Here is a 23,827-nt window from a genome sequence, read left to right as displayed (position 1 = left end):
CAGATGCCGATCAATGCCGAATATCGCGGGCCCGGCGAGCTCCCCGAGGTGATCCCGGTGTTCCCGCTGCCTGGCGCGCTGCTGCTGCCGCGCGGCCAGATGCCGCTCAACATCTTCGAGCCGCGTTATCTCGCGATGATCGACGACGCGCTGCGCGACGGTCACCGCCTGATCGGCATGATCCAGCCCGACGTGGCGCATTCGCAGAACGAGGCGAAGCCGGCGCTGTTTCGCATCGGCTGCGTCGGCCGCATCACCCAGCTCGCCGAATCCGGCGACGGCCGCTACATCCTCGAACTGACCGGCGTCGCACGCTTCAAGGTGGTCGAGGAGCTGAACGTGCAGACGCCGTACCGGCAGTGCAAGGTCGACTTCTTCTCCTTCACCGGCGACTTCACCGCGCGCAAGGGCGAGGACGCCGTCGACCGCAAGGCGCTGCTGGAAGTGCTCGCCGATTTCCTGGAAGCCAACAATCTGAAGGTCGACTGGGAGGGCATCGAATCCGCGCCGAACGAGGCGCTGGTCAATGCGCTGGCGATGATGTCGCCCTACGGTCCCGCCGAGAAGCAGGCGATGCTCGAGGCACCCGACCTGAAGACCCGCGCCGAGATCCTGATCGCCGTCACCGAAATGGACCTCGCCAAGAAGCGCACCAGCGGCGACCCGCCGGTGCAGTAAGGCCGCGGCCAGACGGATCAGCGATCGCGAAGCTGCTTGCGTCCGGTGAACATCGCGCGCACCAGGTTCTGACGCTGCAGCAATCCGACCGCGATGACTCCGAGCACGTGCAGCCCAACCAGGATGATCACCGCATCCGAGGCATAGGCGTGAGTGTCCTCGACCCACCAGACGCCGAAGAAGGTGACGGTGACCTCCATTGCGCCCGTGATCGCGGACACCGCGAGCGTGAGCAGCAGCGCGACCAGCATCACGGTGCCCGCGGGATTGAGCCCGATATAGCGACCGGTGATGCCGCGACGGAGATTCCAGATGAAGCGCGGCGCGGCGCGCAACCTGACTCCGAGCTTGCCGAAACGCGCATAGCGGGTGCCGGCAAAGCCCCAGATCACCCGGAACGCCAACAGGGCGATCACGGAATAGCCCGCCAGCCGGTGCAGCCGGTCATGGACGTTGGGCGTCACCCATGCGACCAGGACGAGGATGGCGAGCGCCCAGTGCCAGAGCCGCAGCGGCAGGTCCCAGACCTGCACGCTGGTGGCGCCGCGGGCGCCGGGCGCCGCCTTCGTCATCGCGTCTGCTTCACTCGGCGATTCAATTCGCGATTCACTTGGCGATCGTGTGCTTCAGGCTGAGATCCTCCGGGCTGTAGAACAGCTCGTAGAGCTTGCCTTCCTTGACGCCATAGACTTCGTAGCAGGAGCCCTCCACCTTCGAGCGGCGCACCTCGTAGCCCGCCGCCTTGGCCCTGGCTTCGGCATCGGTTGCCGGCTTCCATGACGCCTTGTCGAGCTTGGTACAAGTCTTGTAGCCGTCGGCGAACGCTGCCGATCCCGCAAACCCCAGAACGCACACTGCAAGCACAGCGCTCAGAATCACTCTCACGCGCATCTCCCCTCCGTTGACGATCATGCCCACAACGCCATCGCGCCGAGCACATGCGTGAACAATGCCGAGGTGATTGCCAAGTCAAGGAAGCGCCGACGCGGCACGCTTTAGAGAAATTCTAACGGTCGCGAAAACCGCTTTGCGCTCCACGCGCAATTTGGGCTTGAGCGCTTGCTGCGGCCTTACGCCTCAGGACGCGGCACCGACCATTGCGAGACGAATTGCGGGGCGTTCGGCTGTCGCCGAGGCCCGCCCACCGATCATCTGAGCGACTTTCTCGCTCTGGACCGCGGGGCTGAAGTGGAAGCCCTGCACTTCCACGCAGGCGTCGGCGCGCAGGATGTCGAGCTGCTCCCTCGTTTCAACGCCTTCGGCCGTCGTCGTCTTGCCGAGGCTGACGGCGAAGCGAACGATCGCGCGCGCGATCCGGCGCGACTCGTCGGTTGCGCCCGAGAGTTCGGACACGAAGCTGCGGTCGATCTTGACCTTGTCGAACGGAAACTTCTGCAGGAAGCTCAGCGACGAATAGCCGGTGCCGAAATCGTCGAGCGCGATCCGCACCCCGAGATCATGCAACTGGCTGAGCGCCGCAAACACCGCTTTGCTGTCCTGGATGATCGCCGTTTCGGTGACTTCGAGCTCGAGCCGTCCTGGCGAAACGCCGGAGCTCGCCAGCGCGTGCACGATCACCGGGACCAATTCCGGGCTCCGGAACTGCACCGGCGACAGATTGATCGCGATCTTGAGGTCGTCGGGCCATTTGGCGGCTTCCGCGCACGCGGTGCGCAGCACCCATTCGCCGAGCGGCACGATCAGGCCGGTCTCTTCCGCCAGCGGGATGAACTGCGCCGGCGAGACCATGCCGCGCTCTGGATGATGCCATCGCAACAGCGCCTCGAAGCCGCAGGTCTCCCCGCTCGCCACATGGATGAATGGCTGATAGTGCAGCTCGAACTCGCCATTGGCGAGCGCGCTGCGCATGTCGCGTTCGAGGCTGCGCCGGGTTTGCAGCAGCCGGTCGAGTTCCGGCTCGAAGAAGCGGAACGAGCCGCGGCCACAGCTCTTGGCCGAGTAGAGCGCAAGATCGGCGCTGCGCAGGACCTCGTCGGAGGAGGTGCCGTCACGTGGCGCGATCGCAATCCCGATGCTGGTCGTGGTGGTCACCCGATGATCGCCGAGATCGATCGGCTCGCTGAGCGCCTTCCTGATCCTCTCGGCGAGCACTCCGGCTTCCGTGACCGGATCGGTGACGTAGTCGATCACTGCGAACTCGTCACCGCCGAGCCGTGCGATCAGCGTGGTATCGCTGACGCACCTGCGCAACCGCGCGGCCACCGACTTGAGCAAAGCATCGCCGGCCGGATGCCCGAGGGTGTCGTTGACGTCCTTGAAGCGGTCGAGATCGAGCATCAGCACCGCAAGGCTCGGTCCGCCGCACCGCGCGCCGGAGAGCGCCTGCTCCATCCACTCCTTGAGCAGCACGCGGTTCGGCAGATCGGTCAGCGCATCGTGCTGCGCCATATGGGTGATCTTGGCCTCGGAGCGCCGCTGTTCGGTGACGTCACGATGCGTCGCGACCCAGCCGCCGCCGGGCATCGGCTGCCGCGTCACGCAGATCAGCCGGCCGTCCGCGAGCTCGTCGACCCGGCTGCTGATCTCGTCGGCCGGCAGCGCGTTCAATGTCGCGAGCACCTGGGTCGCGGCGCTGTCGCTGGTCTCGCCCTTGAGAATGCCGTTGGCGATCCGATGCGTGATGATTTCGCGATGGGCGGTGCCGGGCAGCAGCAGTTCGGGCGGCAGCCGGTACATCTTGGCGTAGCGCTCGTTGCACACGACGAGGCGCTTCTCCGCATCGAACATGCAGAGGCCCTCGCCCATGTGGTTGATCGCGGTGTCGAGCCGGAGCCGCTGTTCTTCCAGCTCCTTCTGCGAGGCCTCGACTTGCTGCCGCGCCAGCGAGAGCTGGCTGATGATCTCCTCGAAGCGGCGGGTGCGAAGCGCGAGACGCCGATCGGCGAGCACACCGACCAGGCTCATCCCGAGCACCGAGAGCGCCACGCCCGCGATCACGATGGCGAGGAAGGCGGGAGAGAGCGACAACGCCGCCGGCGCCAGCAGCGGGTCCGGAACGATCTCGACCGCGCCCATCGCGGTGAAATGGTGCGACACGATCGCAAGCGTCAGCAACAGCGCCGCGACGAGCGACATCCAGCGATCCTGATAGCGGACCGCGACCGACAGCGCGGCGTAACCGAACAGCATGCCGAGCACGATGGAGGCCGCCACGAGGTCGAGCGACCACACGACATGGCCCGGCACTTCCAGTGCCCACATTCCGAGATAATGCATGCTGGCGATGCCGGCTCCGATCACCGCGCCGCCGGCCGGCGCACGCCAGGAGCCGGAGTCGCTGGCGGCAAGGCCGAGTCCGCCGGACGTCAGCATCATCGCAACCGCGAGCGACAGCGCCGTGAGGACGATACCGTAGCCGGTCGGCACGCCCGGCTCGTAGGCGAGCATGGCGATGAAATGCGTTGCCCAGATGCCGTAGCCGATCGCGGCTCCCGCAATCGCGATCCAGATCAGCCGCGTCCTCGCCTGCGACGCGATCGCGCGGTGGAAGATGTTGACGGCGACAATGCTCGCAACGAAGCAGATCAGGCCGGCGAGCAGTACGAGCCGCCAGTCATGCTCACCTGAAAGACACGTAAGAACACGAAACATGCGTCGGTCCATGGTTGTCCGCGCGGACAAGCTAGGCCGATTGAATTGTCTTCTCGATAATTTTCTACAACTTTCAGTGGCATGGTTATCCGCGCGTAAGCCGATTCCGCACGAAACTTGATGACCCCATAAATCTTACACACGCGCTCTATGGCGCGGACTTGTCTTGCCTTTGACTGCGCGCCCTCTGCTTCAGCGATTGCCTTCGGAACGACTGATTACGCGGCCGACCGCCGCTGTGCGGAGGCTTGCTTCAACCAATCCGCCCATGATCGCGTGCCGCGGACCCCTTTGCTCACCACGAAACCCATTCCCCGCGCAGCCCGATCCGACAGTGGTATGGGCAGGATGACGCGGCGCAGGTTCCGTGCGATCTGAAACTGCCGGGCGATCTCGACCAGGTTGAGGTCGTCGGGTCCGCCGATCTCGGCGCGCACGCCGCGTCCTCCGTCGAAGGCGCACCTGACAAGATAGTCCGCGACGTCGGATGTATCGACCGGATTCAGCGTCGTGCGAGGTATCGGCCACACTGGAAGACCGGACATGCCTGCGAGCAGGTCCTCGAGGAGATAGTGGAACGGCATTGCGCGAACCACCGACCATGAGGCGCGCGACTGCCGGACCAACTGCTCGCCCGCAAGCTTGACGCGCGCATAGGGCAGCGTCGCTTCGTCGAGCCCGACGATCGAAACGTGCAGGACGTGCTGCACGCCGGCGTCTTGGCTGAAGGCGAGCAAGCACGCTGTCCCCTCGACATCCACAGCCGACGGCGACTTGAAGAAGTCGATCGGCCTGAAGCCTCCACGGCGAGCGATCGGCGAATGCGTCGCGGCATTGATCACGGTGTGCACGCCGTTCAACGCAGCTCGCAAGCCTTGCCCGGTGGCGAGATCGCCGATCGCCCACTCGACATCGGTCCGTCCCTGTCGGGATCTGGCGAAGACACGCACCGTGTGCCCCGCCTGCACGAGGTGATCGACGAGATCGCGGCCGAGATGGCCCGTCCCGCCGGTGACGAGGACGAGAGACATGTTCAAGCTCCAATGTTGACCGATCAGGCGGCGAGCGGGATCAGCACCGTCTCGCCGGTCGCAACCAGCGCGGCCTCTCCCTGCTCGTTCTCGGCAAACAGTTCGGCGCGCGCAAAAATCTGCCGGCGCCCCATACGCAGCGTGACGCCTTTGGCGATGAAACAGCGGCCCACGGCCGGCCTCAGGCAATTCATCGAGAAATGTGATGCCGTTACGGAGCCTACGATCGACGCCGCGGCAAAGCCGCAAGCGGTGTCGAGCAAGGCTGCGATCATGCCGGCATGCAGGTGCCCCGCATATTGGGTGAGATCGTCGCGCCACGGCAGGCGCAACTCGACTTCGCCGGCACCGGCGGAGACGACTTCGAGGCCGACAAGCCGATTGAAGGCCGCCGACGCATTGGTCGCAACAAGACGCTCCAGATCGAATCCCGGGCTGGTGGTCATGCAAAACTCCATTGCGGCGGTCGCCGCTCCAGGTTCGCCCTGACGGCCTCGACGTGATTGGGCGTGCCGAGCAGGTTGCTTTGTTCCTCGGTTTCGGCCGCGAGCGCTGTGGCCGCGTCGCGGTCGGCGACAAGATTGAGCAGCCGCTTGGCGGCACGGATCGCGTCCGGGCTGCGATCCGCGATCGCACGCGCCGTCTCAAGCGCAGCCACGCGCGGGTCTTCAACGATCCGGGTGGCGAAACCGTAACCGAGCGCGTCCTCGGCTGAAAAGGTGCGCGCGGAGTAGGTCAGTTCGCGGATTACATCTTCGCGCGCGAGGTGGCGCATCAACTGCGTCCCGGCCATGTCGGGCACCAGCCCCCACTTGGCCTCGATGATCGCGAGGCGCGTGCCGGGCGCGAGATATCTAATGTCGGCGCCGAGCATGAGTTGAAAGCCGCCGCCGAAGGCGATGCCGTGAACGGCGGCAATCACCGGCATCGGCAGCTCGCGCCAGAGCCACACCAGATGCTGGGCGAAATTGGCGATCCCGTGGGTGCGCTGACCGAGATCGGCAAAGGGCAGGATGGATTCGCCCTCGGTCGTTGCGACCAGCCGCTCAATGTCGAGACCGGCGCAGAACGCCTGGCCTTCGCCCGACAGCACCGCGGCGCGGACCTCTGGATTGTCGGCGAGCTGCGCGCCAATGTCAGCTATCGCGGCAAACATCGCCGGATCGAGTGCGTTGAGCTTGCCGGGACGGTTGAGCCGGACATCGGCCACGCCACCCGCGATGCTCAGGCTGATGCGATCGGTCGTCATGGTTGCGCTCGCTAGTAGCCGGCGGCGGCGAGCGCTACGACGGCGCTCATCGCCATCCAGCCGATATGACGAAAGCGGGTCGCAACCGCGTTCGCCAGCGCGGCGCAGCCGAACACGACCGCGAGCGTCGCCACGATCCAGTGCCGCGCGGCATCGGAGGCCATCGCCGGCGCTGCAATCAGCAGCACGCCGCCGCCGATCCAGGCGACCGTGCCCGCCTGATAGACCAGCCGGAGCAGCAGGCGCAGCCGCGGCGGTTCGACGGTGGCGCGTGCGAATATCTTGGTCTCGCCGAGAACGCCATGGATCAGGCTGACCAGGATGGCGATGACACCGGCGCCTTGCAGCAGAAGATCACGCATCGCAACGTCTCCCTACAGTGATCCATACAGTACTGTATGGATAAGACGTCAACGGCTGGCGCTTGTCAATACACTTGTGTATGGTTGAGGCGCAGACGGGGAACCATGACGGAACAGCTCTCAGCCAAGAACTGGCTCGATCAGGGCCTGAAGACGCTGGCGCGGCGCGGCTTCACGGCGCTCAAGGCCGAGCCGCTGGCCAAGGCCATGGGCGTCTCGCGCGGCAGCTTCTACTGGCATTTCGCCGATATCGGCGCCTACCGCGCCGCGATCCTCGACCATTGGCGCGAGGTCGCCGCCGAGCAGGTGATCGCCGAGCTCGAAACCATTCCGCAAGGCGGCGACGCGCTGGCGCTGCTGCTGCGCCGGACCTTCTCGGCGCGGCTGGCGCTGGAACGCGCGGTGCGCAGCTGGGCCACCACCGACGCCGCAGCACGCGCCGCCGTGCTCGAGGTCGACCGGCGCCGCATCGGGTATATCGAAACCCTGCTCCGGCAGGCCGGATTTCCCGCCGACATCGCGCGCGGCCGGGCGCAGATCTTCTACTGGGCGTTCATCGGCTACGCGCTGTCCGAACAGACGCTGCCGAAGCCGCGCCAGCAGGCCGCGATCGACGAGCTGTTGCGCCTGACCAAGCGCTGACAGCTCGCCTCGGAATATGCTAGACGACGGGCAAACGGAGACCGCAATGAATTCGACGACTGATCATCTCGAAAGCACCGCCGACCCAAAACTGCTCGAAATCCTGGTGTGCCCGATCACCAAGGGACCGCTGGAGTTCGACGCCGCGCGGCAGGAACTGATCTCGCGCTCCGCAAAGCTTGCCTATCCGATCCGCGACGGCATCCCGATCATGCTGCCGGAAGAGGCGCGCAAGATCGATTGATGCGCGCGCTCGTCACAACGCTGCTGCTGCTCGTCTCGGTGGCGAGCGCGGCAGCCGACGAGAGCACGCTGCGCATCGGCGCCATCGACGCGGTGCTGACGGTGCCGCCCGACATCGCAAAACCGCCGGTGGCGCTGCTGATCGCCGGCTCCGGCTCGACCGACCATGACGGCAACGGGCCGCAGCTCAAGCCGGCGACGTTGAAGAAGCTCTCCGAGCAGCTGGTCGCACGCGGCATCGCGACGCTGCGCTATGACAAGCGCGGCGCCGGCGAATGGAAGAAGGAGTTCGGCCGTCCGGAGGACTTTCGCTTCAAGGACTATGTCAGCGACGCGGCGGCACTGATCGACTATCTGCGCGGCAGCGGCAGGTTCGCTCATGTTGCGGTGATCGGGCACAGTGAGGGCGGCCTGGTCGCGATCCTCGCCGCGCAGCGCGCGCCGATCGACCGGCTGGTGCTGCTGGCAACGGCGGCGCGCAAGCAGGGCGTCGTGTTGAAGGCGCAGCTCGAAAAGCAGCTGCCACCGGACAAATTCGCACCGGTCGGAAAGGCCATCGACGACATCATGGCCGGGCAGATCGTCGATCCGCCTCCGGCGGGACTGGCGATCGCGCCTGCGATGCAGCCCGCCATTGCATCCGCCTTTACCGAGGATCCGATCGATCCGATGAAGAAGATCACCGGGCCGACGCTGATCGTCGCGGGCGGCCGCGACCATCAGCTCGCGCGGCTCGACTTCCTCGCGCTGACCACCGCCGATATCGCGGCCACATCATTGTGGCTGCCGGAGATGAATCACCTGCTGGTCGACGTCACCGACGCGGCGGACGATGTGGCAAGCTACAATGAGCCGGAGCGTCCGCTCGATCCCGACCTGATCGACGCGGTGGCCGGCTTCATTTCACAGTAGTGAGCGGATGCGCGGCGAAGCCGTAGCCCTACAGCGCCTCGCCCTTCAGCAGCCGCGGTACTTCGCCTGACAATCCTGCGGCCTGGCGGATGAACATGCTCTTGAGCGGCGGCGCGCGATCGACGAGGCCGAGACCGATATCGCGCACGGTGCGTAGCAGTGTCGATTCGTTGGAGAACAGGAAGTTCAGCGAGTTGGTCGCAACGCCCATCGCCATCGTGTCGAAGCGCCGCCAGCGCTGATAACGCTCGAGCACGTCGGCCTGTCCGAGATCCATGCCGAGCCGTGCCGCATCGACCACGACCTCGGCCAGTGCCGCGACATCCTTCAGGCCCATGTTGAGCCCCTGTCCTGCGATCGGATGGATCACATGCGCGGCATCGCCGATCAGCGCCAGGCGTTCGGCGATGAACGAGCGCGCGACGAAATAGCCGAGCGGGAATGCGCGCGGTTTGTCGAGCGGCTTGATCTCGCCGAGATGCAAACCAAAGCGCCGCTCGAGCTCGGATTGGAATTCCTCTTCGCTCAGCGCCGTGATGCGCGCGGCATCCTTGCGCGTTTCGGTCCACACCAGCGACGAGCGGTTGCCGGTCAACGGCAAAATTGCGAACGGGCCGGCAGGCAGGAAATGCTCCTCGGCGCGGCCGTGATGTTCGCGCTCATGGCCTACGGTGACCACGATGCCGGATTGGTCGTAGTCCCAGCCATGGGTCGCGATCCCGGCGCGCTCGCGCAGCTTCGACCGCGCGCCGTCGGCGGCGACCAAGAGGCTCGCTTCGATATCGGTGCCGTCGGCCAGCCGGACGCTGACGCCGTCGGGCCGCGCGTCGAAGCTCGACACCGCGGTGGCGCGCAACTCGACGCCCTCGGCTTCGGCGCGGGTCGCCAGCGCATCGATCAGATAGCGGTTCTCGACCATGTGGGCGAACGGCTCGCCGGGCTCGACGTTGCCGGCGAAGGTCAAAAACACCGGACGGGTGGCATCCTCCAGCTTCGAATCGGTTACGACCATGTCGGTGATCGGCTGCGCGGTCGGCGCCACCTGCCCCCAGACGCCGAGGGTCTCGAACAGCCGCCGGCAGGCCGCCACGATCGCGGTCGCGCGCGGATCGCGGCTCGGGCGCTGGCTCAGCGCCGGATCCGCCACGATCACCGGAACGTCCGGCCCAAGCCCCTGACGCAACGCCACGGCCAGCGCCAGCCCCGCAAAAGCGCCCCCGCAGATCACGATACTTCGTTGTGCCGGCATGCCTTTTCCTTACGCGCCCCGCGCCGTCAGACTGTGCTTGCTACCTGATATTAGCTGGGCGAAACAGGGGGCAGAAACAAGGTCCTCGACCTTAACGAACGTCATTCCGGGGCGCGCGCAGCACGAGCCCGAATCCATCAGGCCGCATGTTCCGTGGATGAATGGATTCCGGGCTCTCGCTTCGCGAGCCCCGGAATGACGAAAGAGAGCGCCCATGTCCAAGAGCCTGATCGACCTGTTGTCCATCCTCGATCTCGAGCAACTCGAGGTGAATTTGTTCCGCGGCAACAGCCCGAAGACGAGCTGGCAGCGGGTGTTCGGCGGCCAGGTGATCGGCCAGGCGATGGTCGCGGCCTGCCGCACCGTCGAGGGCCGGCTGCCGCACTCGATCCATTGCTATTTCATCCTGCCGGGCGATCCGCAAATTCCGATCATCTACCAGGTCGAGCGGCTGCGCGACGGCAAGAGCTACACCACCCGCCGCGTCACCGCGATCCAGCACGGCAACGCGATCTTCTCCATCATGGTCTCGTTCCACGCCGAGGAGGAGAGCAACTTCAATCATCAGGAGAAGATGCCCGACGTGCCGCCGCCGGAGAAGCTGACCGCGGAGGAAGTCTCGAAGCAGCCGATGTTCAAGGAAATGCCGGAGTTCATCCGCCGCTACTATGAGAGCGACCGGCCGATCGAGCTGCGCCCGGTCGAGCTCGGCCGCTATTTCGGCCAGCAGATCGACGATGGCCGCATCCATGTCTGGATCCGCACCGCGGCGAAACTGCCTGACGATCCGGCGCTGCATCTGTGCGCGCTGGCCTATGCGTCGGACTTCTCGCTGCTCGATGCCGTGATGGCGCGCTACGGCCGCACGCTGTTCGACCGGCGCATGATGCCGGCGAGCCTCGATCACGCGATGTGGTTTCACCGCCCGTTCCGCGCCGACGAATGGCTGCTCTACGCGCAGGATTCGCCGAGCGCGCAGTCTGGCCGCGGCCTGACCCGCGGCCAGATCTTCAAGCCCGACGGCACGCTGGTGGCGTCCGTCGCACAAGAAGGCTCGGTGCGCGAACGCCAGGCGTAAGACTCACGCGCCTGGCTTCGAAGCGCGCTCAACCAGGACGGTCTGTGATGCCAGCCAGCGCATCATCCAGCGATACGCCCACGGAATCGGGATGAGGAAAGAGGCCGCGATGATAGTCACGAGCCCGCGCCAGAGGAATTCCAGTCCGCTGCCGTTGAAGATGACTTCGTGGCGCGTGCCCTGGATGTTGCGGCAGAACCACCGCGTCCAGGCGGCGTAAACCCATGCCCAGCCGATGATCGTGATGATCGAGAGCATCGTCAGCAGCGTCCATCCGAGATAGGCCCAGAACGAGCCGGAGAAGCTGAGCGGCAGCGGCTGCCCGTTCGACGCGAGATTCGCGATCAGCCATTTGAGGAAGAGCCAGTACAGCGCGATCTGGACGACGATCGTCAGATTGTTGAGCCACTGGATGCCGGTCATCGCCACCGCGATGACCAGGATAACGGCGCCGAAATACCAGGGAACGACTGTCATCGCCGAGCCTTCGAAGCTGAGATTCGGCCGACTCGGCACCCGGACGCAAGGGATCAGCCATTTCAGGTACCAGACCAGCATCCAAGGCAGCGGGATGACGAAGCAGGACGCGATTACGAACGCTAGGCTGCGCCAGATGAAGTCCCAGATTCCGAAATCAACCGACAGCGCACCGCCGCTATAGCTGCCAGATGCCGCGACCGTCGGCGGTCCGCCGGCCTGCGGGAATGCCGGCGGTGCGGCGGCGGCGCTCGGCACGAGGCCCGGAATCTCCCCGGCCTTCTGCCAGCCGGCCATGCCCTCGGTCCACACCAGGGTATCGGCGCCCACCATGCCACGGGTGATCAGGTCGCGGAGCTGAGCTTCAGGCAAGGGGCCCTTTTGCTGGCCTTCGGATGCATAAAACCAGTTTCGATTCGACATTTTCTTGATTCCTCGGGGCGCGGGTGCACGCGCTGTGGCGAGAGCGAGCCAGCGGGAGCGCCGGCCGGGGCGGGAAAGCCATATTCTGGCCTGCGGTTGTCGTCCCGTACAGTGACGGAGTTCACGCGCTGCGTACGTTTTCCCCTTCAACCTGCAACTTTTTTATGCCATTTGCCCAGAAAGCTGCCAGATTTGGTGGCGGCAAACTGCCGCTCTGGCGGTGGGACATGCAGGCTCGGACACGGCAAGTGCCGCTCCGGGGACGGGCACACACGGAAAACCTCAAGGGAATGAAGGCCTGAACCATGAAACTCGTCGTCGCGATCATCAAACCGTTCAAGCTCGATGAGGTGCGCCAGGCCCTGACCGCGATCGGCGTCCACGGCATGACGGTGACCGAGGTGAAGGGCTATGGCCGCCAGAAGGGCCACACCGAGATCTATCGCGGCGCCGAATACGTCGTGAATTTCCTGCCCAAACTCAGGATCGAGATCGCCGTCGACACCGCGCTCGCCGAGAAGGCGGTCAGCGTCATCACCGAGCACGCCCGCACCGGCCAGATCGGCGACGGGAAGATCTTCGTGACACCTATCGATCACGCCCGGCGCATCCGCACCGGCGAGACCGACAACGACGCGCTCTGAGTCTCGGAGCATGGTCCGGAAAAGTGGACGCCGGTTTTCCGAAAAGACCATGCTCAAACAAAGAAACTAGATCACCGCCGCCAGCGACGCCGGCACACACCAAAAGCAACGTAAACAAACCACGACACGCCGGGGAATGATGATGGGGGCACGAGCTCTTCGTGCAGCGATATCAGCTGCGCCGATCACCGCTGCAATGCTGCTCTCGTGGGGCACGCCGGCGTCGGCGCAAGACTCCGGCGCCTCCGCCATCAACCCCGCCGACACCGCCTGGATGATCGTCGCCACTGCGCTGGTGCTGATGATGACGATCCCGGGGCTCGCGCTGTTCTACTCCGGCATGGTGCGCAAGAAGAACGTGCTGGCGACGATGGCGCAGAGCCTCGCCGCGGTCGCGATCATTTCGATCCTGTGGGTCATCTTCGGCTATTCGCTGACCTTCGTCGGCACCGGTCCATGGCTCGGCTCGCTCGACAGCTGGTTCCTGGCCGGCATCACGATGGACAGCGTCAATCCGGCGGCAAAGACCATCCCGGAAGCGCTGTTCATGCTGTACCAGATGACGTTCGCGATCATCACGGTGGCGCTGGTTGCCGGCTCGGTCGCCGACCGCATGCGGTTCTCCGCCTATGTGCTGTTCTCGATCGGCTGGTTCATCTTCGCCTATGTGCCGCTGGCGCATTGGGTGTGGGGCGGCGGCTTCCTCGCCTCGATGGGCGTGATGGATTTCGCCGGCGGCCTCGTCGTGCATCTGTCCGCCGGCATCAGCGGCCTGGTCGCGGCCAAGGTGATGGGCAACCGGCATGGCTATGGCCATGACAATCTGTCGCCGTTCGACCTGTCGCTCGCGGTGGTCGGCACCGGCCTGCTCTGGGTCGGCTGGTTTGGCTTCAACGGCGGCTCGGCGCTGGCGGCCAATTCGCGCGCGGTGATGGCGATCACCGCAACGCACCTGGCGGCCTGCGCCGGCGCGCTGACCTGGGGCGCCATCGAATGGGCGACGCGCCGCAAGCCCTCGGTGCTCGGCATGATCTCGGGCGCCGTCGCCGGGCTCGGCACCATCACTCCGGCATCCGGGTTCGTCGCGCCGTGGCACGGCATCATCATCGGCATCATCGCCGGCCTGGTCTGCTTCTGGGCCTGCACCTGGCTGAAGCATCGCTTCCAGTACGACGACTCGCTCGACGTGTTCGGCGTACACGGCATCGGCGGCCTGACCGGCACGCTGCTCGCGGGTATTTTCGCCACCGCCGCGATCGGCGGCACGTCGGGCCTGCTCGAGGGAAATCCGGGGCAGCTCCTGATCCAGCTCTACGGCGTCGTCGTCACGCTGGTCTGGTGCGGCGGCATCACCTTCGTGCTGCTCAAGCTGGTCAGCGCCTTCGTCCCGCTGCGCGTCTCGATGCAGCAGGAGCTGGAGGGTCTCGACATCTCGCAGCACGGTGAAGCGCTCCAGTAGCAGCCGAGCTCGTATCGCGGACGAGATGGGCGCTGCCGGGACAAATTCGTAAAACAACCCCATGCACAGTACCCGGGCGCCGCGAAACTCACGCTTCACGTGACGGTTCAGGCTTGCGCGACACATAAGCATGTGCTTATGTGTTGGCATGGTCGATACCGATATCTTCAAGGCACTGGCCGATCCGACCCGCCGCAAGGTGTTTGAGAAGCTGGCCGGCGGCAGCCTGAACGCCAGCGCCTTGCGCGACGGACTCGAGATCAGCCAGCCGGCGATGTCGCAGCATCTGGCAGTGCTGCGCGCGGCCGGACTGGTGCGCGAGCAGCGGCAGGGCCGCTTCGTCAACTATGAAGTCGACCCGGACGGGATCGCCAGCATCGGGACCTGGCTCGCCCGCTATCGCGCCTATTGGCCGAAGCGCATCGAGGCGCTCTCCGACCTCCTGAAGGACATGGATCAATGAGCAACACGGTTGAGCCTGACGCGGACGCAGCTCTGGTGATCGAATACGAGCTCGACGCACCGCCCGAGAAGGTATGGCGCGCCGTCACCATCCCAGCCCTGCGCGAGCGCTGGCTGCCGGACTGCGATCTCGCCGGCGCTGAACCTCTATCATCGATCACGGGTGAAGAGGTGCGTTACCGGCTGCGCGATGCCGAGCCGCCGTTTCGCGAGAGCCACGTCACCTTCCGGATCGAGCCGAACGAGGCCGGTGGCACCCGGTTTCGCATCATCCAGCACGCCTGCGACCAGCGAGTCAGGCAGCCGCGAGCGGCCAACAGCAACAGCCGCACGCTGATGCGCGCGGCCTGATCCCGCACTTCACTCGCTGAGACTTCACCACCTGCTGAAAAGGGAGGTCGCCGATGCGCGACATGATGCAACTCGTCCCGATGGTCGTCGAACAGTCGTCGCGCGGCGAACGCTCCTTCGACATCTATTCCAGACTGCTGCGCGAGCGCATTATCTTCCTGAACGGCGAGGTCAATGATGCGATGTCCGGGCTGGTCTGCGCCCAGCTGCTGTTCCTCGAGGCCGACAACCCGAACAAGCCGATCAACCTCTACATCAACTCCTATGGCGGCGTGGTCACCAGCGGGCTTGCGATGTACGACACGATGCAGTTCATCAAGGCGCCAGTGCACACGCTGTGCATGGGCACGGCGCGGTCGATGGGATCGTTCCTGCTGATGGCCGGCGAGCCCGGTCACCGCGCCGCGCTTCCGAATGCCAGCCTCCACGTGCATCAGCCGCTCGGCGGCTTCCAGGGCCAGGCCTCCGACATCCAGATCCATGCCGCCGAGATGCAGGCGACCAAACGGCGCATCATCCGGCTGTATGCGCAGCACTGCCGGCGCACCGAGGCGGACGTGGAGCGGACGCTGGACCGCGATCACTTCATGTCCGCGGAGCAGGCGCTCGAATGGGGATTGATTGACAAGGTTTTTGCGGACCGCGACGCCGCCTAATGGCCTGGCATTACTTTATCCAAATACCGTTGCCTGCACGGTGACTGAGCAGAATTGTGTCCGGACCCTGGCTTGCTCACGAATTAGGCTAATCTGATTAGATTTTAGGCGCGACGGAATAGCGCAGCAGCACCGAGCTCCCGCAATGCGGGAAAAGGTCCGGATTCATAATCCATTAGCGAACCGGAGCCGTTTGGCACGGCATTTGATTCTAAGGGTCCCGGCTGTGCCCGCGTAGTGGATGTCCTCCGCGTGGTGAACCTCAGTCGAAACTCCCGGTGTTCGTTCGCACCGGGCCCAAGCGGGGATAGGACTCATGAAAATTGTTATGGCGATCATTAAGCCATTCAAACTGGAAGAGGTCCGTGACGCCCTGACCGCCATTGGCGTTCACGGTCTCACGGTGACGGAAGTCAAGGGGTACGGCCGTCAGAAGGGCCACACGGAAATCTATCGGGGCGCCGAATATGCGGTGAGCTTCCTGCCCAAGATCAAGATCGAGGTCGCAGTCGCCTCCGATCAGGTCGACAAGACCATCGACGCCATCACCTCCGCCGCCAAGACCGGACAGATCGGCGACGGCAAGATCTTCGTCATCAGCCTCGAGCACGCCGTACGCATCCGCACCGGCGAGGCCGATGCTGCGGCCCTCTGATTTCGCGCTCAAACCTTTAAGACCTCAGGAGTGAAATAACATGACGTTCAAGCGTCCCTATGGCGCGGGACTGGCGGCCCTCGCAGTCGGCCTGTTCGCCGCAACCGCCGCCTACGCCGAGCCAACCGTCAACAAGGGCGACAACGCCTGGATGCTGACATCGACGGTGCTGGTGCTGTTGATGACCATCCCGGGCCTCGCGCTATTCTATGGCGGTCTCGTTCGTTCCAAGAACATGCTCTCGGTGCTGGCACAGGTGTTCTACACCGTCTGCATCGTCACCGTGCTCTGGGCCCTCTACGGCTACAGCCTCGCCTTCACCGGCGGCTCCGACTTCATCGGCGGCTTCTCCAAGGCCTTCCTGATGGGCGTCACGCCGGACTCCAAGGCCGCGACCTTCTCGGTCGACGCCAACATCTCGGAGCTCGTCTATATGTGCTTCCAGATGACCTTCGCGGCGATCACGCCGGCCCTCATCGTCGGCGCCTTTGCCGAGCGTATGAAGTTCTCGGCGATCGCGCTGTTCATCCCGATCTGGGTCACCGTGATCTACTTCCCGATCGCGCACATGGTCTGGTACTGGCCGGGCCCGGACGCGATCCAGGATGCCGCCAAGGCGCTTGCCGCCGCGGCTGACGGCGATGCCAAGACGAAGGCGCAGGCCGCCCTCGACGCGGTCAATGCCGATGCGGGCTGGATCTTCAAGAAGGGTGCGATCGACTTCGCCGGCGGCACCGTCGTGCACATCAACGCCGGCATCGCCGGCCTCGTCGGCGCGCTCCTGATCGGCAAGCGCACCGGCTACGGCAAGGAGCTGATGGCTCCGCACTCGCTGACCATGACCATGATCGGCGCTTCGCTGCTCTGGGTCGGCTGGTTCGGCTTCAACGCCGGCTCCAACCTCGAAGCCAATGGCGGCGCTGCGCTCGCCATGACCAACTCCTTCGTGGCCACGGCTGCGGCGGCGCTGGCCTGGATGTTCGCGGAATGGATCATCAAGGGCCATCCCTCGCTGCTCGGCGCGCTCTCGGGCGCGGTCGCGGGCCTCGTCGCGGTGACGCCGGCGGCCGGTTATGCCGGTCCGATGGGCGCCATCGTCCTCGGCCTCGTGGTCGGCGTGGTCTGCCTGTTCTTCTGCACGGTCGTGAAGAACGCGCTCGGCTATGACGACTCGCTCGACGTGTTCGGCGTCCACTGCGTCGGCGGCATCATCGGCGCGCTGGGCACCGGCATCCTGGTCAACCCGGCGCTCGGCGGTGCGGGGATCATCGACTACACCGCGATCCCGCCGAAGGTTGCCGACTACGACTTCGCGGCGCAGATGATCTCACAGTGCTGGGGCGTCGCCACCACGCTGGTGTGGTCGGGCATCGGTTCGGCGATCCTCTACAAGATCGTGGACGTGATCGTCGGCCTGCGTGCCAACGTCGAGACCGAACGTGAAGGCCTCGACATCACCGAACACACGGAGCGCGCCTACAACATGTAAGAGGTTCTCCCGGGGCGCGACCTCCCCAAGCGGTCGTTCCCAGAACTACGGTCCGGGCACATACCCGGCAATGTCCGGACCGTTGAGGGGCTCCAGCGCAAGTTGGAGCCCCTTTCTTTTTCCGCGGCTTGAGAAAATAATGTCGGAATTGGCCGTCATTGTGAAACGACAGGCTACCAATAACAAGAAAGGGAGGACGTCATGAAGGTGCAAGGCAGGTGCTATTGCGGCAACGTGCGCTATGAGGCCGAAGGCGAACCGATGATGGCGGCGCAATGCCTGTGCCGCGAATGCCAGTACATCACCGGTGGCGGACCGAACATGTTCATGGCGATGCCGACCACCGGCTTCAAATACACCGCCAGCGAGCCCAAGCAGTTCACCCGGAAGGACCTCGAGCGCGCCGTGACGCGCGAATTCTGCCCGGAATGCGGCACCCATCTCGTGACCAAGGTGCCCGGCCTGCCCGCCACGATCCTGAAGGTCGGCACATTCGACGATCCCAGCGTATTCACCCCGCAGATGACGATCTACACCTGCGACAAGCAGACCTTCCACCACGTACCCGACGGCAAGCCGTCGTTCGAGAAGCTGCCGGCGCGGTAGTCGTCACACGTCGCATGCGTAGCCCGGATTCAGCAAAGCGCAATCCGGAACGGTATCGCCGCAGGGAAGACCGCCCCGGATTTCGCTGCGCTTCGTCCGGGCTACGGTCCTCTTCTCCTTCCCCCTGAAAGGGGGAAGGTCCGGATGGGGGCGCCGCGCGCATCGCTACTCGTGGAGAGACCGGATCCTCACCCGCTTAGCTGTGACGAGCAAAGCTCACGCCGCGTCGCGGGCGTGCTCGACGCGATCGCGGCCGTGGCGCTTGGCGGCATAGAGCGCCTGGTCGGCGGTTCGCATCAGATTGCCGAGGTCGAAGCCGGAGTCCTTCAAGGTGAAGCCGATGCTGATGGTCACCGGCAGAAGGGTCACGCCATCGAGGATGGTGCGGCCTGCGCAGTCGCGGCGGATCTCCTCGGCACCGTGCGCGACCTGCTCGTGGGTCAGGCCGGTCACGACGGCTGCAAATTCCTCGCCGCCGTAGCGGGCGACCAGCGCGCCGTGCCGGTTCGCGAACTGGCGCAGCACGTCGGCGATCTCGACCAGCACCCTGTCGCCGATCTCATGTCCGTAGCGGTCGTTGATCGACTTGAAATGATCGATGTCGCACATCAGGACCGCGACCGCCGCGCCATTCGCCTGCGCCTGGTCGAGTGCGGCGGCGGCCTCGGTGTCGAAGCCACGACGGTTCAACAGGCCGGTCAGCTGGTCGGTCTGCGAGATCTGCGCCAGCTCGCGCCGGGTCTGCGCGAGCTCCAGCATCAACAGGCCGGCGCGATAGGACATCGCGCCGCTGAGCGCGATCGAGATGAACACGCCGGCGGTGAGCCCGAACAGCTGCATCTGGCCGACCGTGATCGGCGCGGACAGATCGCGGCCGAACACCAGCATGCCGATGGTGAAGGACATCATCGCAGTCATGCCGGCGGCAATCACCATCACCTTGCAGGTGCGGCGCAGAACGTCGCCGCGGGTCTCGATCCTGATGGTCATGTCCGTCTGCAGACCCTCGCAATACGCGGGATCATTCGGCGTGCTGTGTTGCGAATTGCTGAAGGAACTCGTGACGCGGCGCGCCGGCCTTAATGGCGGGTAAAGCGGATCACTCGAATGCGCGGCAATGACCGGCAAGCTCTGTCAGTCGACCAAGACTTCCTCATTTGGCAGTTCGCTCGGCGCGCCGTCGCGCAGATAGCTTTCGAGGATGTTGGCGAGCGACAGCGGGGTGAGGCGCTCCTCCGCGCTGGCCAGATCAGCGATTGGCCACCAGCGGAAGCAATCCAGCACCCTCGCTTCGGCCACATCGGCCATCACAGGCACAAATCGATCGGCGTGGACGATCCGGTACTCTTCTTTCTGGGAGATCCGCCGGCCGTCCCAATCGAAGGTGTGATGACGCCGCCAGACGGCGGGGCCGTGTTCGAAATCGACTAGGCCCAGTTCCTCGGCCAGCTCCCGCTGCAACGTCGCTTCAGGCGTCTCGTCGCCCTCGATGCCGCCGCCGGGCGCGATCCAGAAGCGATCCCCCTCTGGCGGGCGGATCCGCATCAGCAGGACCTCGCGTTCGCCGGTGATGATGAGCGCCCTGACGGCGCGGCGGTGGATCATGTCTCGGAGCAATTTCGATGCGGTCTTTCTTGGGTGAGCACTGCTATCACGCCGCAGCCCATCCCGGCGCGCCGCCGATGGTTAATCGCGTCTTAACCTCGCCCTATCTATGGTGATTTGATCGGTTTACGGTCGGCTCCCCCACCCCTCCGACCGCAGTGAAAGTGCTGGCTTTTCAATCATGGCAATGACCGCCTCATCCGGCATGACGCAGGGCGCCGCCGATGCCACATCCGCCGGCCAGGCCGAGCGCTCCCCATTCGTGCGAACCACCGAACTTCTGGCGCCGTACCAGCCGGCTAAGCCCTTGATTACACTGTCGGTCGGCGAACCGCAGCATTCGGTGCCCGACTTCGTCGGACCGGTGCTGGCGAGGCACACCGCCGAGTTCGGCCGCTACCCGATGGCCAAGGGCATCGAACCGTTCCGCCGCGCGGTCGCGACCTGGCTATCGAGCCGGTTCCAATTGCCGCGTCCGGTCGATCCCGAGAGCGAGGTGCTGGTGCTCAACGGCAGCCGCGAGGGGCTGTTCTTTGCCGCGATCACAGCCGCGCGTTACGTCGCCCCGCGCAAGGGACGGCCGGCGGTGCTGATGCCGAATCCATTCTACCCGGCCTATGGCGCCGGCGCGCGCGCGGCAGGCTGCGAGCAGATCCATCTGCCGACCACGCTCGCCAACGGTTTCCTGCCCGACCTCGATGCGATCGACGAGGCGACATGGGCCCGCACCGTCGCCTTCTTCATCGCCTCGCCGGCCAATCCGCAAGGTTCGGTCGCCTCGCGCGCCTATTTCGTGCGGCTGAAGGAGCTCGCCGACCGGTTCGGCTTCATGATCCTGTCCGACGAGTGCTACTCGGAGATCTACACGCGCGAGGCGCCGGGCAGCATGCTGGAATGCGCCGGGCCCGACTTCCGCAATGTCGTGGCGTTCCAGTCGTTGTCTAAGCGCTCGAACCTGCCAGGCATGCGGGTCGGCTTCGCCGCCGGCGACCGGAAGTTTCTCGCCGCCTTCCTCGAGCTGCGCAATGTCGCCGCGCCGCAGGTGCCGGTGCCGTTGCAGCATGTCGCGGTCGCCGCTTACGGCGATGAGGCGCATGTCGAGGAGAACCGCAGGCTCTATCGCATCAAGTTCGATTTCGCCGACCAGATCCTCGGCAACCGCTACGGCTACAAGCGTCCCGCCGGCGGCTTCTGCGTCTGGCTCGACGTCTCCGATCGCGGCGGCGACGAGGAGACGACCGTCAGGCTCTATCGCGACGCCGGCGTTCGGGTGATCCCGGGCAGCTATCTGGCGCGCACGCAGAGCGACGGTTCCAATCCGGGCGCGGGCTATATCCGCCTTGCGCTGGTCTCCGACAGTGAATCGACGGCCGAGGCGATGCATCGCCTGGTCGAAACCCTGGGTTAATCGCGAAGCGCGAAGATTGAGTATGCCAGCGATCGAACGTGTCATCCCCCTGGTCGGCCATCTGCCGCTCTCGCTGCGCGAGGCGCTGGCGCGACGGCTGCGCGAACTCACCGGGCTTGGCCTGATCGCGCTGTCGGGCGCGGTCACCGCAGCGCTGATGACCTGGTCGGTGCAGGATCCCTCGCTCAGTCATGCCACCTCGCGCGCGATCCGCAACGTGCTCGGCTATCCCGGCGCGATCGGCGCCGACCTCCTGATGCAGATCCTCGGCCTCGGCGCCATCATGCTGCTGCTGCCGGTGGCGGTGTGGGGCTGGCGGATGCTGACGCATCGTCCGTTCGACCGCGAGGCGCTGCGGCTCGGCTGCTGGATCCTGTGCACCGTGATCGCGGCGGGCTTCGCCAGCTGCTGGCCGCACAATACGTCATGGCCGCTGCCGACCGGGCTCGGCGGCGTGGTCGGCGACGCGCTGCTGCGCACGCCGGCCGTGGTGTTCGGGCCGCCCGGTTTCCTCTATCGCGTCGTGCTCGGCCTGATCCTGTTCGTCGCGATGGCCGCGACCTTCCTGTTCGCCTGCGGCTGGGGCGCCAAGGAACAGGACGAGGAGCTGACGCCGATATCTGACGACGACGAGCCGTTCGTCGAAGACGACGACAACGACCGCAGCTCGGTCTCGCTCGGCTGGCTGTTCCACGCGCTGATGAGCGCGAAAGCCCGGCTCGGCTGGCTGTTCACGACCGCCTACAAATCGCTGGTGTCGAGCGGAGCGCAAGGCCGCAGCGCTGCGTTCGAGCGCCAGGAGCCCAATATCGGCGGCGGCCGCACGGCGCCCTCGATCGCGCCTGCGCATCAAGATCACGACGAGGACGAAGACGAGGCCGAGGCTTTCGACGAGGAAGAAGAGGACGACGAGGAGGAAGCTCCGGTCGCGCGCGCCCCGCGCAAGAAGGCCGAGCCGAAGCCGAAGAAGAAGAACTCCGACAAGTTCGAGCTGCCGTCGGTCTCCGTGCTCAGTGCGCCGAAGGCGAGCGATCGCCAGCCGCTGAGCAAGGCCGAACTCGAAACCAATTCGCGTGCGCTGGAGGGCGTGCTGCAGGACTTCGGCGTGCGCGGCGAGATCGTCAAGGCCAACCCCGGCCCGGTCGTCACGCTGTACGAACTGGAGCCCGCGCCCGGCATCAAGTCGTCGCGCGTGATCGGATTGTCCGACGACATCGCCCGCTCGATGAGCGCGCTGTCGGCCCGCGTCGCCGTGGTCGCCGGCCGCAATGCGATCGGCATCGAGCTGCCGAACGCGCATCGCGAGAAGGTCTATCTGCGCGAGCTGCTGGTCGCCAAGGAAAGCGTCGATTCGGTTGCGAAGCTGCCGCTGTGCCTCGGCAAGACGATCGGCGGCGATCCCGTCATCATCGACCTCGCGCGCACGCCGCATATGCTGATCGCCGGCACCACCGGCTCCGGCAAATCGGTCGCGATCAACACCATGATCCTGAGCCTGGTCTACCGGCTGCGTCCGGACCAGTGCCGCCTGATCATGGTCGACCCGAAGATGCTCGAACTCTCGGTCTATGACGGCATCCCGCATTTGCTGACGCCCGTCGTCACCGATCCGAAGAAAGCTGTCGTCGCGCTGAAATGGGCCGTGCGCGAGATGGAAGAGCGCTACAAGCGGATGGCCAAGCTCGGCGTGCGCAACATCGACGGCTACAATGCGCGCCTGGTCGAAGCCAAGGCCAAGGGCGAAGAGCTGACGCGCACCGTGCACACCGGCTTCGACAAGGAGAGCGGCAAGGCGATCTACGAGGAGGAGAAGCTCGACCTCGAACCGCTGCCCTATATCGTCATCATCGTTGACGAGATGGCCGACCTGATGATGGTCGCCGGCAAGGACATCGAAGGCGCGGTGCAGCGCCTCGCGCAGATGGCGCGCGCCGCCGGCCTGCATGTGATCCTCGCCACGCAGCGTCCGTCGGTCGACGTCATCACGGGCACGATCAAGGCCAACTTCCCGACCCGCATCGCCTTCCAGGTGACGTCGAAGATCGACAGCCGCACCATCCTCGGCGAGATGGGCGCCGAGCAGCTGCTCGGCCAGGGCGACATGCTCTACATGGCGGGCGGCGGCCGCATCAGCCGCGTGCACGGCCCGTTCGCCTCCGACGAGGAAGTCGAGAAGGTGGTGCGCCACCTGAAGACGCAAGGCGCCCCGGAATACCTCGAAGCCGTCACCGCGGAAGAGCCGACCGACGAGGACGGCGCCGTGTTCGATGCCACCGGCATGGGTGGCGACGGCGGCGGCGATCTGTTCACGCAGGCGGTCGCGATCGTCAAGCGCGACCGCAAGGCGTCGACCTCCTATATCCAGCGCCGGCTGCAGATCGGCTATAACCGCGCCGCCTCGCTGATGGAGCGGATGGAACTCGAGGGCATCGTGGGCCCAGCGAATCACGCCGGAAAGCGCGAAATCCTGGTCGGGGAGGAAGAAGGCCAGTTCTGACCGGGGGCGATCATCACGGAAAAACCATATCTCCCTCGG

General features: G+C 65.3%; 26 protein-coding genes. 15 read left to right on the top strand and 11 right to left on the bottom strand.

The features are described from left to right. The first annotated feature begins 3 nt into the window (after positions 1–3). On the top strand, positions 4–678 hold the full coding sequence (locus AKN83_RS36225; RefSeq protein WP_050401328.1) for an LON peptidase substrate-binding domain-containing protein: 675 nt from the start codon (positions 4–6) through the stop codon (positions 676–678). 17 nt (positions 679–695) lie between these two features. Here AKN83_RS36225 and AKN83_RS36220 read toward each other — a convergent pair whose 3' ends face one another. The 7 genes from AKN83_RS36220 to AKN83_RS36190 all read right to left on the bottom strand — a co-directional run bounded on the left by AKN83_RS36220 (position 696) and on the right by AKN83_RS36190 (position 6,932). Continuing rightward, a complete protein-coding gene (locus AKN83_RS36220; RefSeq protein ID WP_050401327.1) occupies positions 696–1,250 on the bottom strand; it encodes a cytochrome b/b6 domain-containing protein in 555 nt (184 codons plus the stop codon). A 34-nt stretch (positions 1,251–1,284) separates the two neighbouring features. Beyond that, positions 1,285–1,569 (bottom strand): PepSY domain-containing protein, encoded by a 285-nt coding sequence (locus AKN83_RS36215; protein ID WP_157113739.1) that lies wholly within the window; start codon positions 1,567–1,569, stop codon positions 1,285–1,287. Between the two features lie 186 nt (positions 1,570–1,755). Further along, entirely contained in the window at positions 1,756–4,290 is a 2,535-nt protein-coding gene (locus AKN83_RS36210; protein WP_050401348.1) for a bifunctional diguanylate cyclase/phosphodiesterase, read from the bottom strand. Positions 4,291–4,508: 218 nt separating this feature from the next. Beyond that, positions 4,509–5,321: an SDR family oxidoreductase gene (locus tag AKN83_RS36205; protein WP_050401326.1), complete on the bottom strand. Its 813-nt coding sequence runs from the start codon at positions 5,319–5,321 to the stop codon at positions 4,509–4,511. A 23-nt stretch (positions 5,322–5,344) separates the two neighbouring features. Continuing rightward, on the bottom strand, positions 5,345–5,767 hold the full coding sequence (locus AKN83_RS36200) for a PaaI family thioesterase (protein WP_050401325.1): 423 nt from the start codon (positions 5,765–5,767) through the stop codon (positions 5,345–5,347). Further along, positions 5,764–6,570 carry a crotonase/enoyl-CoA hydratase family protein gene (locus AKN83_RS36195; protein ID WP_050401324.1) on the bottom strand — a complete coding sequence of 269 codons (807 nt, stop codon included), beginning with the start codon at positions 6,568–6,570 and terminating at the stop codon, positions 5,764–5,766. Before AKN83_RS36195 ends, AKN83_RS36200 begins: the two co-directional genes overlap by 4 nt. Positions 6,571–6,581: 11 nt before the next feature. Beyond that, positions 6,582–6,932, bottom strand: coding sequence for a hypothetical protein (locus AKN83_RS36190; RefSeq protein WP_050401323.1), 351 nt, complete (start codon positions 6,930–6,932; stop codon positions 6,582–6,584). Positions 6,933–7,037: 105 nt separating this feature from the next. Between AKN83_RS36190 and AKN83_RS36185 the strand changes: the two genes are divergently transcribed. The 3 genes from AKN83_RS36185 to AKN83_RS36175 are packed head-to-tail and all read left to right on the top strand — an operon-like array spanning position 7,038 to position 8,729. Further along, on the top strand, positions 7,038–7,574 hold the full coding sequence (locus tag AKN83_RS36185) for a TetR/AcrR family transcriptional regulator (protein ID WP_050401322.1): 537 nt from the start codon (positions 7,038–7,040) through the stop codon (positions 7,572–7,574). A gap of 46 nt (positions 7,575–7,620) precedes the next feature. Continuing rightward, on the top strand, positions 7,621–7,818 hold the full coding sequence (locus AKN83_RS36180; RefSeq protein ID WP_018269337.1) for a Trm112 family protein: 198 nt from the start codon (positions 7,621–7,623) through the stop codon (positions 7,816–7,818). After that, positions 7,818–8,729: an alpha/beta hydrolase family protein gene (locus AKN83_RS36175; RefSeq protein WP_050401321.1), complete on the top strand. Its 912-nt coding sequence runs from the start codon at positions 7,818–7,820 to the stop codon at positions 8,727–8,729. The genes AKN83_RS36180 and AKN83_RS36175 overlap by 1 nt, the downstream gene beginning before the upstream one ends. Positions 8,730–8,757: 28 nt before the next feature. On the opposite strand, the gene AKN83_RS36170 is transcribed toward AKN83_RS36175, so the two are convergent. Next, complete coding sequence (locus AKN83_RS36170) at positions 8,758–9,978, bottom strand: ubiquinone biosynthesis hydroxylase (RefSeq protein WP_050401320.1); 1,221 nt, start codon at positions 9,976–9,978, stop codon at positions 8,758–8,760. Between the two features lie 214 nt (positions 9,979–10,192). On the opposite strand from AKN83_RS36170, the gene tesB reads away from it, so the two are divergent. Next, a complete protein-coding gene (tesB, locus tag AKN83_RS36165; protein ID WP_050401319.1) occupies positions 10,193–11,056 on the top strand; it encodes an acyl-CoA thioesterase II in 864 nt (287 codons plus the stop codon). A gap of 3 nt (positions 11,057–11,059) precedes the next feature. Here tesB and AKN83_RS36160 read toward each other — a convergent pair whose 3' ends face one another. Further along, positions 11,060–11,956, bottom strand: a complete 897-nt coding sequence (locus AKN83_RS36160; protein WP_050401318.1) for a GYF domain-containing protein — start codon at positions 11,954–11,956, stop codon at positions 11,060–11,062. Positions 11,957–12,261: 305 nt separating this feature from the next. Here AKN83_RS36160 and AKN83_RS36155 point away from each other — a divergent pair, with 305 nt between their 5' ends. From AKN83_RS36155 to AKN83_RS36120, 8 genes are all read left to right on the top strand, one after another. Then, entirely contained in the window at positions 12,262–12,600 is a 339-nt protein-coding gene (locus tag AKN83_RS36155) for a P-II family nitrogen regulator (protein ID WP_050401317.1), read from the top strand. Between the two features lie 142 nt (positions 12,601–12,742). Then, a complete protein-coding gene (locus tag AKN83_RS36150) occupies positions 12,743–14,059 on the top strand; it encodes an ammonium transporter (RefSeq protein WP_050401347.1) in 1,317 nt (438 codons plus the stop codon). Positions 14,060–14,207: 148 nt separating this feature from the next. After that, a complete protein-coding gene (locus AKN83_RS36145) occupies positions 14,208–14,522 on the top strand; it encodes an ArsR/SmtB family transcription factor (RefSeq protein WP_016841428.1) in 315 nt (104 codons plus the stop codon). Next, the gene (locus AKN83_RS36140) at positions 14,519–14,872 is read left to right on the top strand and encodes an SRPBCC family protein (protein WP_050401316.1); all 354 of its coding nucleotides are present in this window, start codon (positions 14,519–14,521) and stop codon (positions 14,870–14,872) included. Before AKN83_RS36145 ends, AKN83_RS36140 begins: the two co-directional genes overlap by 4 nt. A gap of 53 nt (positions 14,873–14,925) precedes the next feature. Then, complete coding sequence (locus AKN83_RS36135; RefSeq protein ID WP_050401315.1) at positions 14,926–15,528, top strand: ATP-dependent Clp protease proteolytic subunit; 603 nt, start codon at positions 14,926–14,928, stop codon at positions 15,526–15,528. Between the two features lie 316 nt (positions 15,529–15,844). Next, positions 15,845–16,183: a P-II family nitrogen regulator gene (locus AKN83_RS36130; protein ID WP_029080945.1), complete on the top strand. Its 339-nt coding sequence runs from the start codon at positions 15,845–15,847 to the stop codon at positions 16,181–16,183. Between the two features lie 40 nt (positions 16,184–16,223). Continuing rightward, positions 16,224–17,672 carry an ammonium transporter gene (locus tag AKN83_RS36125; RefSeq protein WP_050401314.1) on the top strand — a complete coding sequence of 483 codons (1,449 nt, stop codon included), beginning with the start codon at positions 16,224–16,226 and terminating at the stop codon, positions 17,670–17,672. 201 nt (positions 17,673–17,873) lie between these two features. Further along, a complete protein-coding gene (locus tag AKN83_RS36120; RefSeq protein ID WP_050401313.1) occupies positions 17,874–18,278 on the top strand; it encodes a GFA family protein in 405 nt (134 codons plus the stop codon). A gap of 216 nt (positions 18,279–18,494) precedes the next feature. Here the strand turns inward: AKN83_RS36120 and AKN83_RS36115 are convergent, their stop codons facing one another. Continuing rightward, positions 18,495–19,268, bottom strand: a complete 774-nt coding sequence (locus tag AKN83_RS36115; RefSeq protein WP_050401312.1) for a GGDEF domain-containing protein — start codon at positions 19,266–19,268, stop codon at positions 18,495–18,497. A gap of 144 nt (positions 19,269–19,412) precedes the next feature. Beyond that, a complete protein-coding gene (locus AKN83_RS36110; RefSeq protein ID WP_050401311.1) occupies positions 19,413–19,883 on the bottom strand; it encodes an NUDIX hydrolase in 471 nt (156 codons plus the stop codon). A 181-nt stretch (positions 19,884–20,064) separates the two neighbouring features. Here AKN83_RS36110 and AKN83_RS36105 point away from each other — a divergent pair, with 181 nt between their 5' ends. Both AKN83_RS36105 and AKN83_RS36100 read left to right on the top strand, forming a co-directional pair. After that, positions 20,065–21,291 (top strand): aminotransferase class I/II-fold pyridoxal phosphate-dependent enzyme, encoded by a 1,227-nt coding sequence (locus AKN83_RS36105; protein WP_050401310.1) that lies wholly within the window; start codon positions 20,065–20,067, stop codon positions 21,289–21,291. 16 nt (positions 21,292–21,307) lie between these two features. Then, complete coding sequence (locus tag AKN83_RS36100) at positions 21,308–23,788, top strand: DNA translocase FtsK (RefSeq protein WP_063695698.1); 2,481 nt, start codon at positions 21,308–21,310, stop codon at positions 23,786–23,788. Positions 23,789–23,827 lie beyond the last annotated feature (39 nt).

Source organism: Bradyrhizobium embrapense (assembly GCF_001189235.2).
Lineage (GTDB): Bacteria > Pseudomonadota > Alphaproteobacteria > Rhizobiales > Xanthobacteraceae > Bradyrhizobium > Bradyrhizobium embrapense.
Note: the sequence above shows the minus strand (reverse complement) of the source record. Positions and strands in the feature narration are given on the sequence as shown.

Coding starts and splice junctions, on each gene's coding strand:
- AKN83_RS36225 (WP_050401328.1), top strand. CDS start 4: ATGCCGATCAATGCCGAATATCGCGGGCCCGGCGAGCTCCCCGAGGTG.
- AKN83_RS36220 (WP_050401327.1), bottom strand. CDS start 1,250: ATGACGAAGGCGGCGCCCGGCGCCCGCGGCGCCACCAGCGTGCAGGTC.
- AKN83_RS36215 (WP_157113739.1), bottom strand. CDS start 1,569: ATGCGCGTGAGAGTGATTCTGAGCGCTGTGCTTGCAGTGTGCGTTCTG.
- AKN83_RS36210 (WP_050401348.1), bottom strand. CDS start 4,290: ATGTTTCGTGTTCTTACGTGTCTTTCAGGTGAGCATGACTGGCGGCTC.
- AKN83_RS36205 (WP_050401326.1), bottom strand. CDS start 5,321: ATGTCTCTCGTCCTCGTCACCGGCGGGACGGGCCATCTCGGCCGCGAT.
- AKN83_RS36200 (WP_050401325.1), bottom strand. CDS start 5,767: ATGACCACCAGCCCGGGATTCGATCTGGAGCGTCTTGTTGCGACCAAT.
- AKN83_RS36195 (WP_050401324.1), bottom strand. CDS start 6,570: ATGACGACCGATCGCATCAGCCTGAGCATCGCGGGTGGCGTGGCCGAT.
- AKN83_RS36190 (WP_050401323.1), bottom strand. CDS start 6,932: ATGCGTGATCTTCTGCTGCAAGGCGCCGGTGTCATCGCCATCCTGGTC.
- AKN83_RS36185 (WP_050401322.1), top strand. CDS start 7,038: ATGACGGAACAGCTCTCAGCCAAGAACTGGCTCGATCAGGGCCTGAAG.
- AKN83_RS36180 (WP_018269337.1), top strand. CDS start 7,621: ATGAATTCGACGACTGATCATCTCGAAAGCACCGCCGACCCAAAACTG.
- AKN83_RS36175 (WP_050401321.1), top strand. CDS start 7,818: ATGCGCGCGCTCGTCACAACGCTGCTGCTGCTCGTCTCGGTGGCGAGC.
- AKN83_RS36170 (WP_050401320.1), bottom strand. CDS start 9,978: ATGCCGGCACAACGAAGTATCGTGATCTGCGGGGGCGCTTTTGCGGGG.
- tesB (WP_050401319.1), top strand. CDS start 10,193: ATGTCCAAGAGCCTGATCGACCTGTTGTCCATCCTCGATCTCGAGCAA.
- AKN83_RS36160 (WP_050401318.1), bottom strand. CDS start 11,956: ATGTCGAATCGAAACTGGTTTTATGCATCCGAAGGCCAGCAAAAGGGC.
- AKN83_RS36155 (WP_050401317.1), top strand. CDS start 12,262: ATGAAACTCGTCGTCGCGATCATCAAACCGTTCAAGCTCGATGAGGTG.
- AKN83_RS36150 (WP_050401347.1), top strand. CDS start 12,743: ATGGGGGCACGAGCTCTTCGTGCAGCGATATCAGCTGCGCCGATCACC.
- AKN83_RS36145 (WP_016841428.1), top strand. CDS start 14,208: ATGGTCGATACCGATATCTTCAAGGCACTGGCCGATCCGACCCGCCGC.
- AKN83_RS36140 (WP_050401316.1), top strand. CDS start 14,519: ATGAGCAACACGGTTGAGCCTGACGCGGACGCAGCTCTGGTGATCGAA.
- AKN83_RS36135 (WP_050401315.1), top strand. CDS start 14,926: ATGCGCGACATGATGCAACTCGTCCCGATGGTCGTCGAACAGTCGTCG.
- AKN83_RS36130 (WP_029080945.1), top strand. CDS start 15,845: ATGAAAATTGTTATGGCGATCATTAAGCCATTCAAACTGGAAGAGGTC.
- AKN83_RS36125 (WP_050401314.1), top strand. CDS start 16,224: ATGACGTTCAAGCGTCCCTATGGCGCGGGACTGGCGGCCCTCGCAGTC.
- AKN83_RS36120 (WP_050401313.1), top strand. CDS start 17,874: ATGAAGGTGCAAGGCAGGTGCTATTGCGGCAACGTGCGCTATGAGGCC.
- AKN83_RS36115 (WP_050401312.1), bottom strand. CDS start 19,268: ATGACCATCAGGATCGAGACCCGCGGCGACGTTCTGCGCCGCACCTGC.
- AKN83_RS36110 (WP_050401311.1), bottom strand. CDS start 19,883: ATGATCCACCGCCGCGCCGTCAGGGCGCTCATCATCACCGGCGAACGC.
- AKN83_RS36105 (WP_050401310.1), top strand. CDS start 20,065: ATGGCAATGACCGCCTCATCCGGCATGACGCAGGGCGCCGCCGATGCC.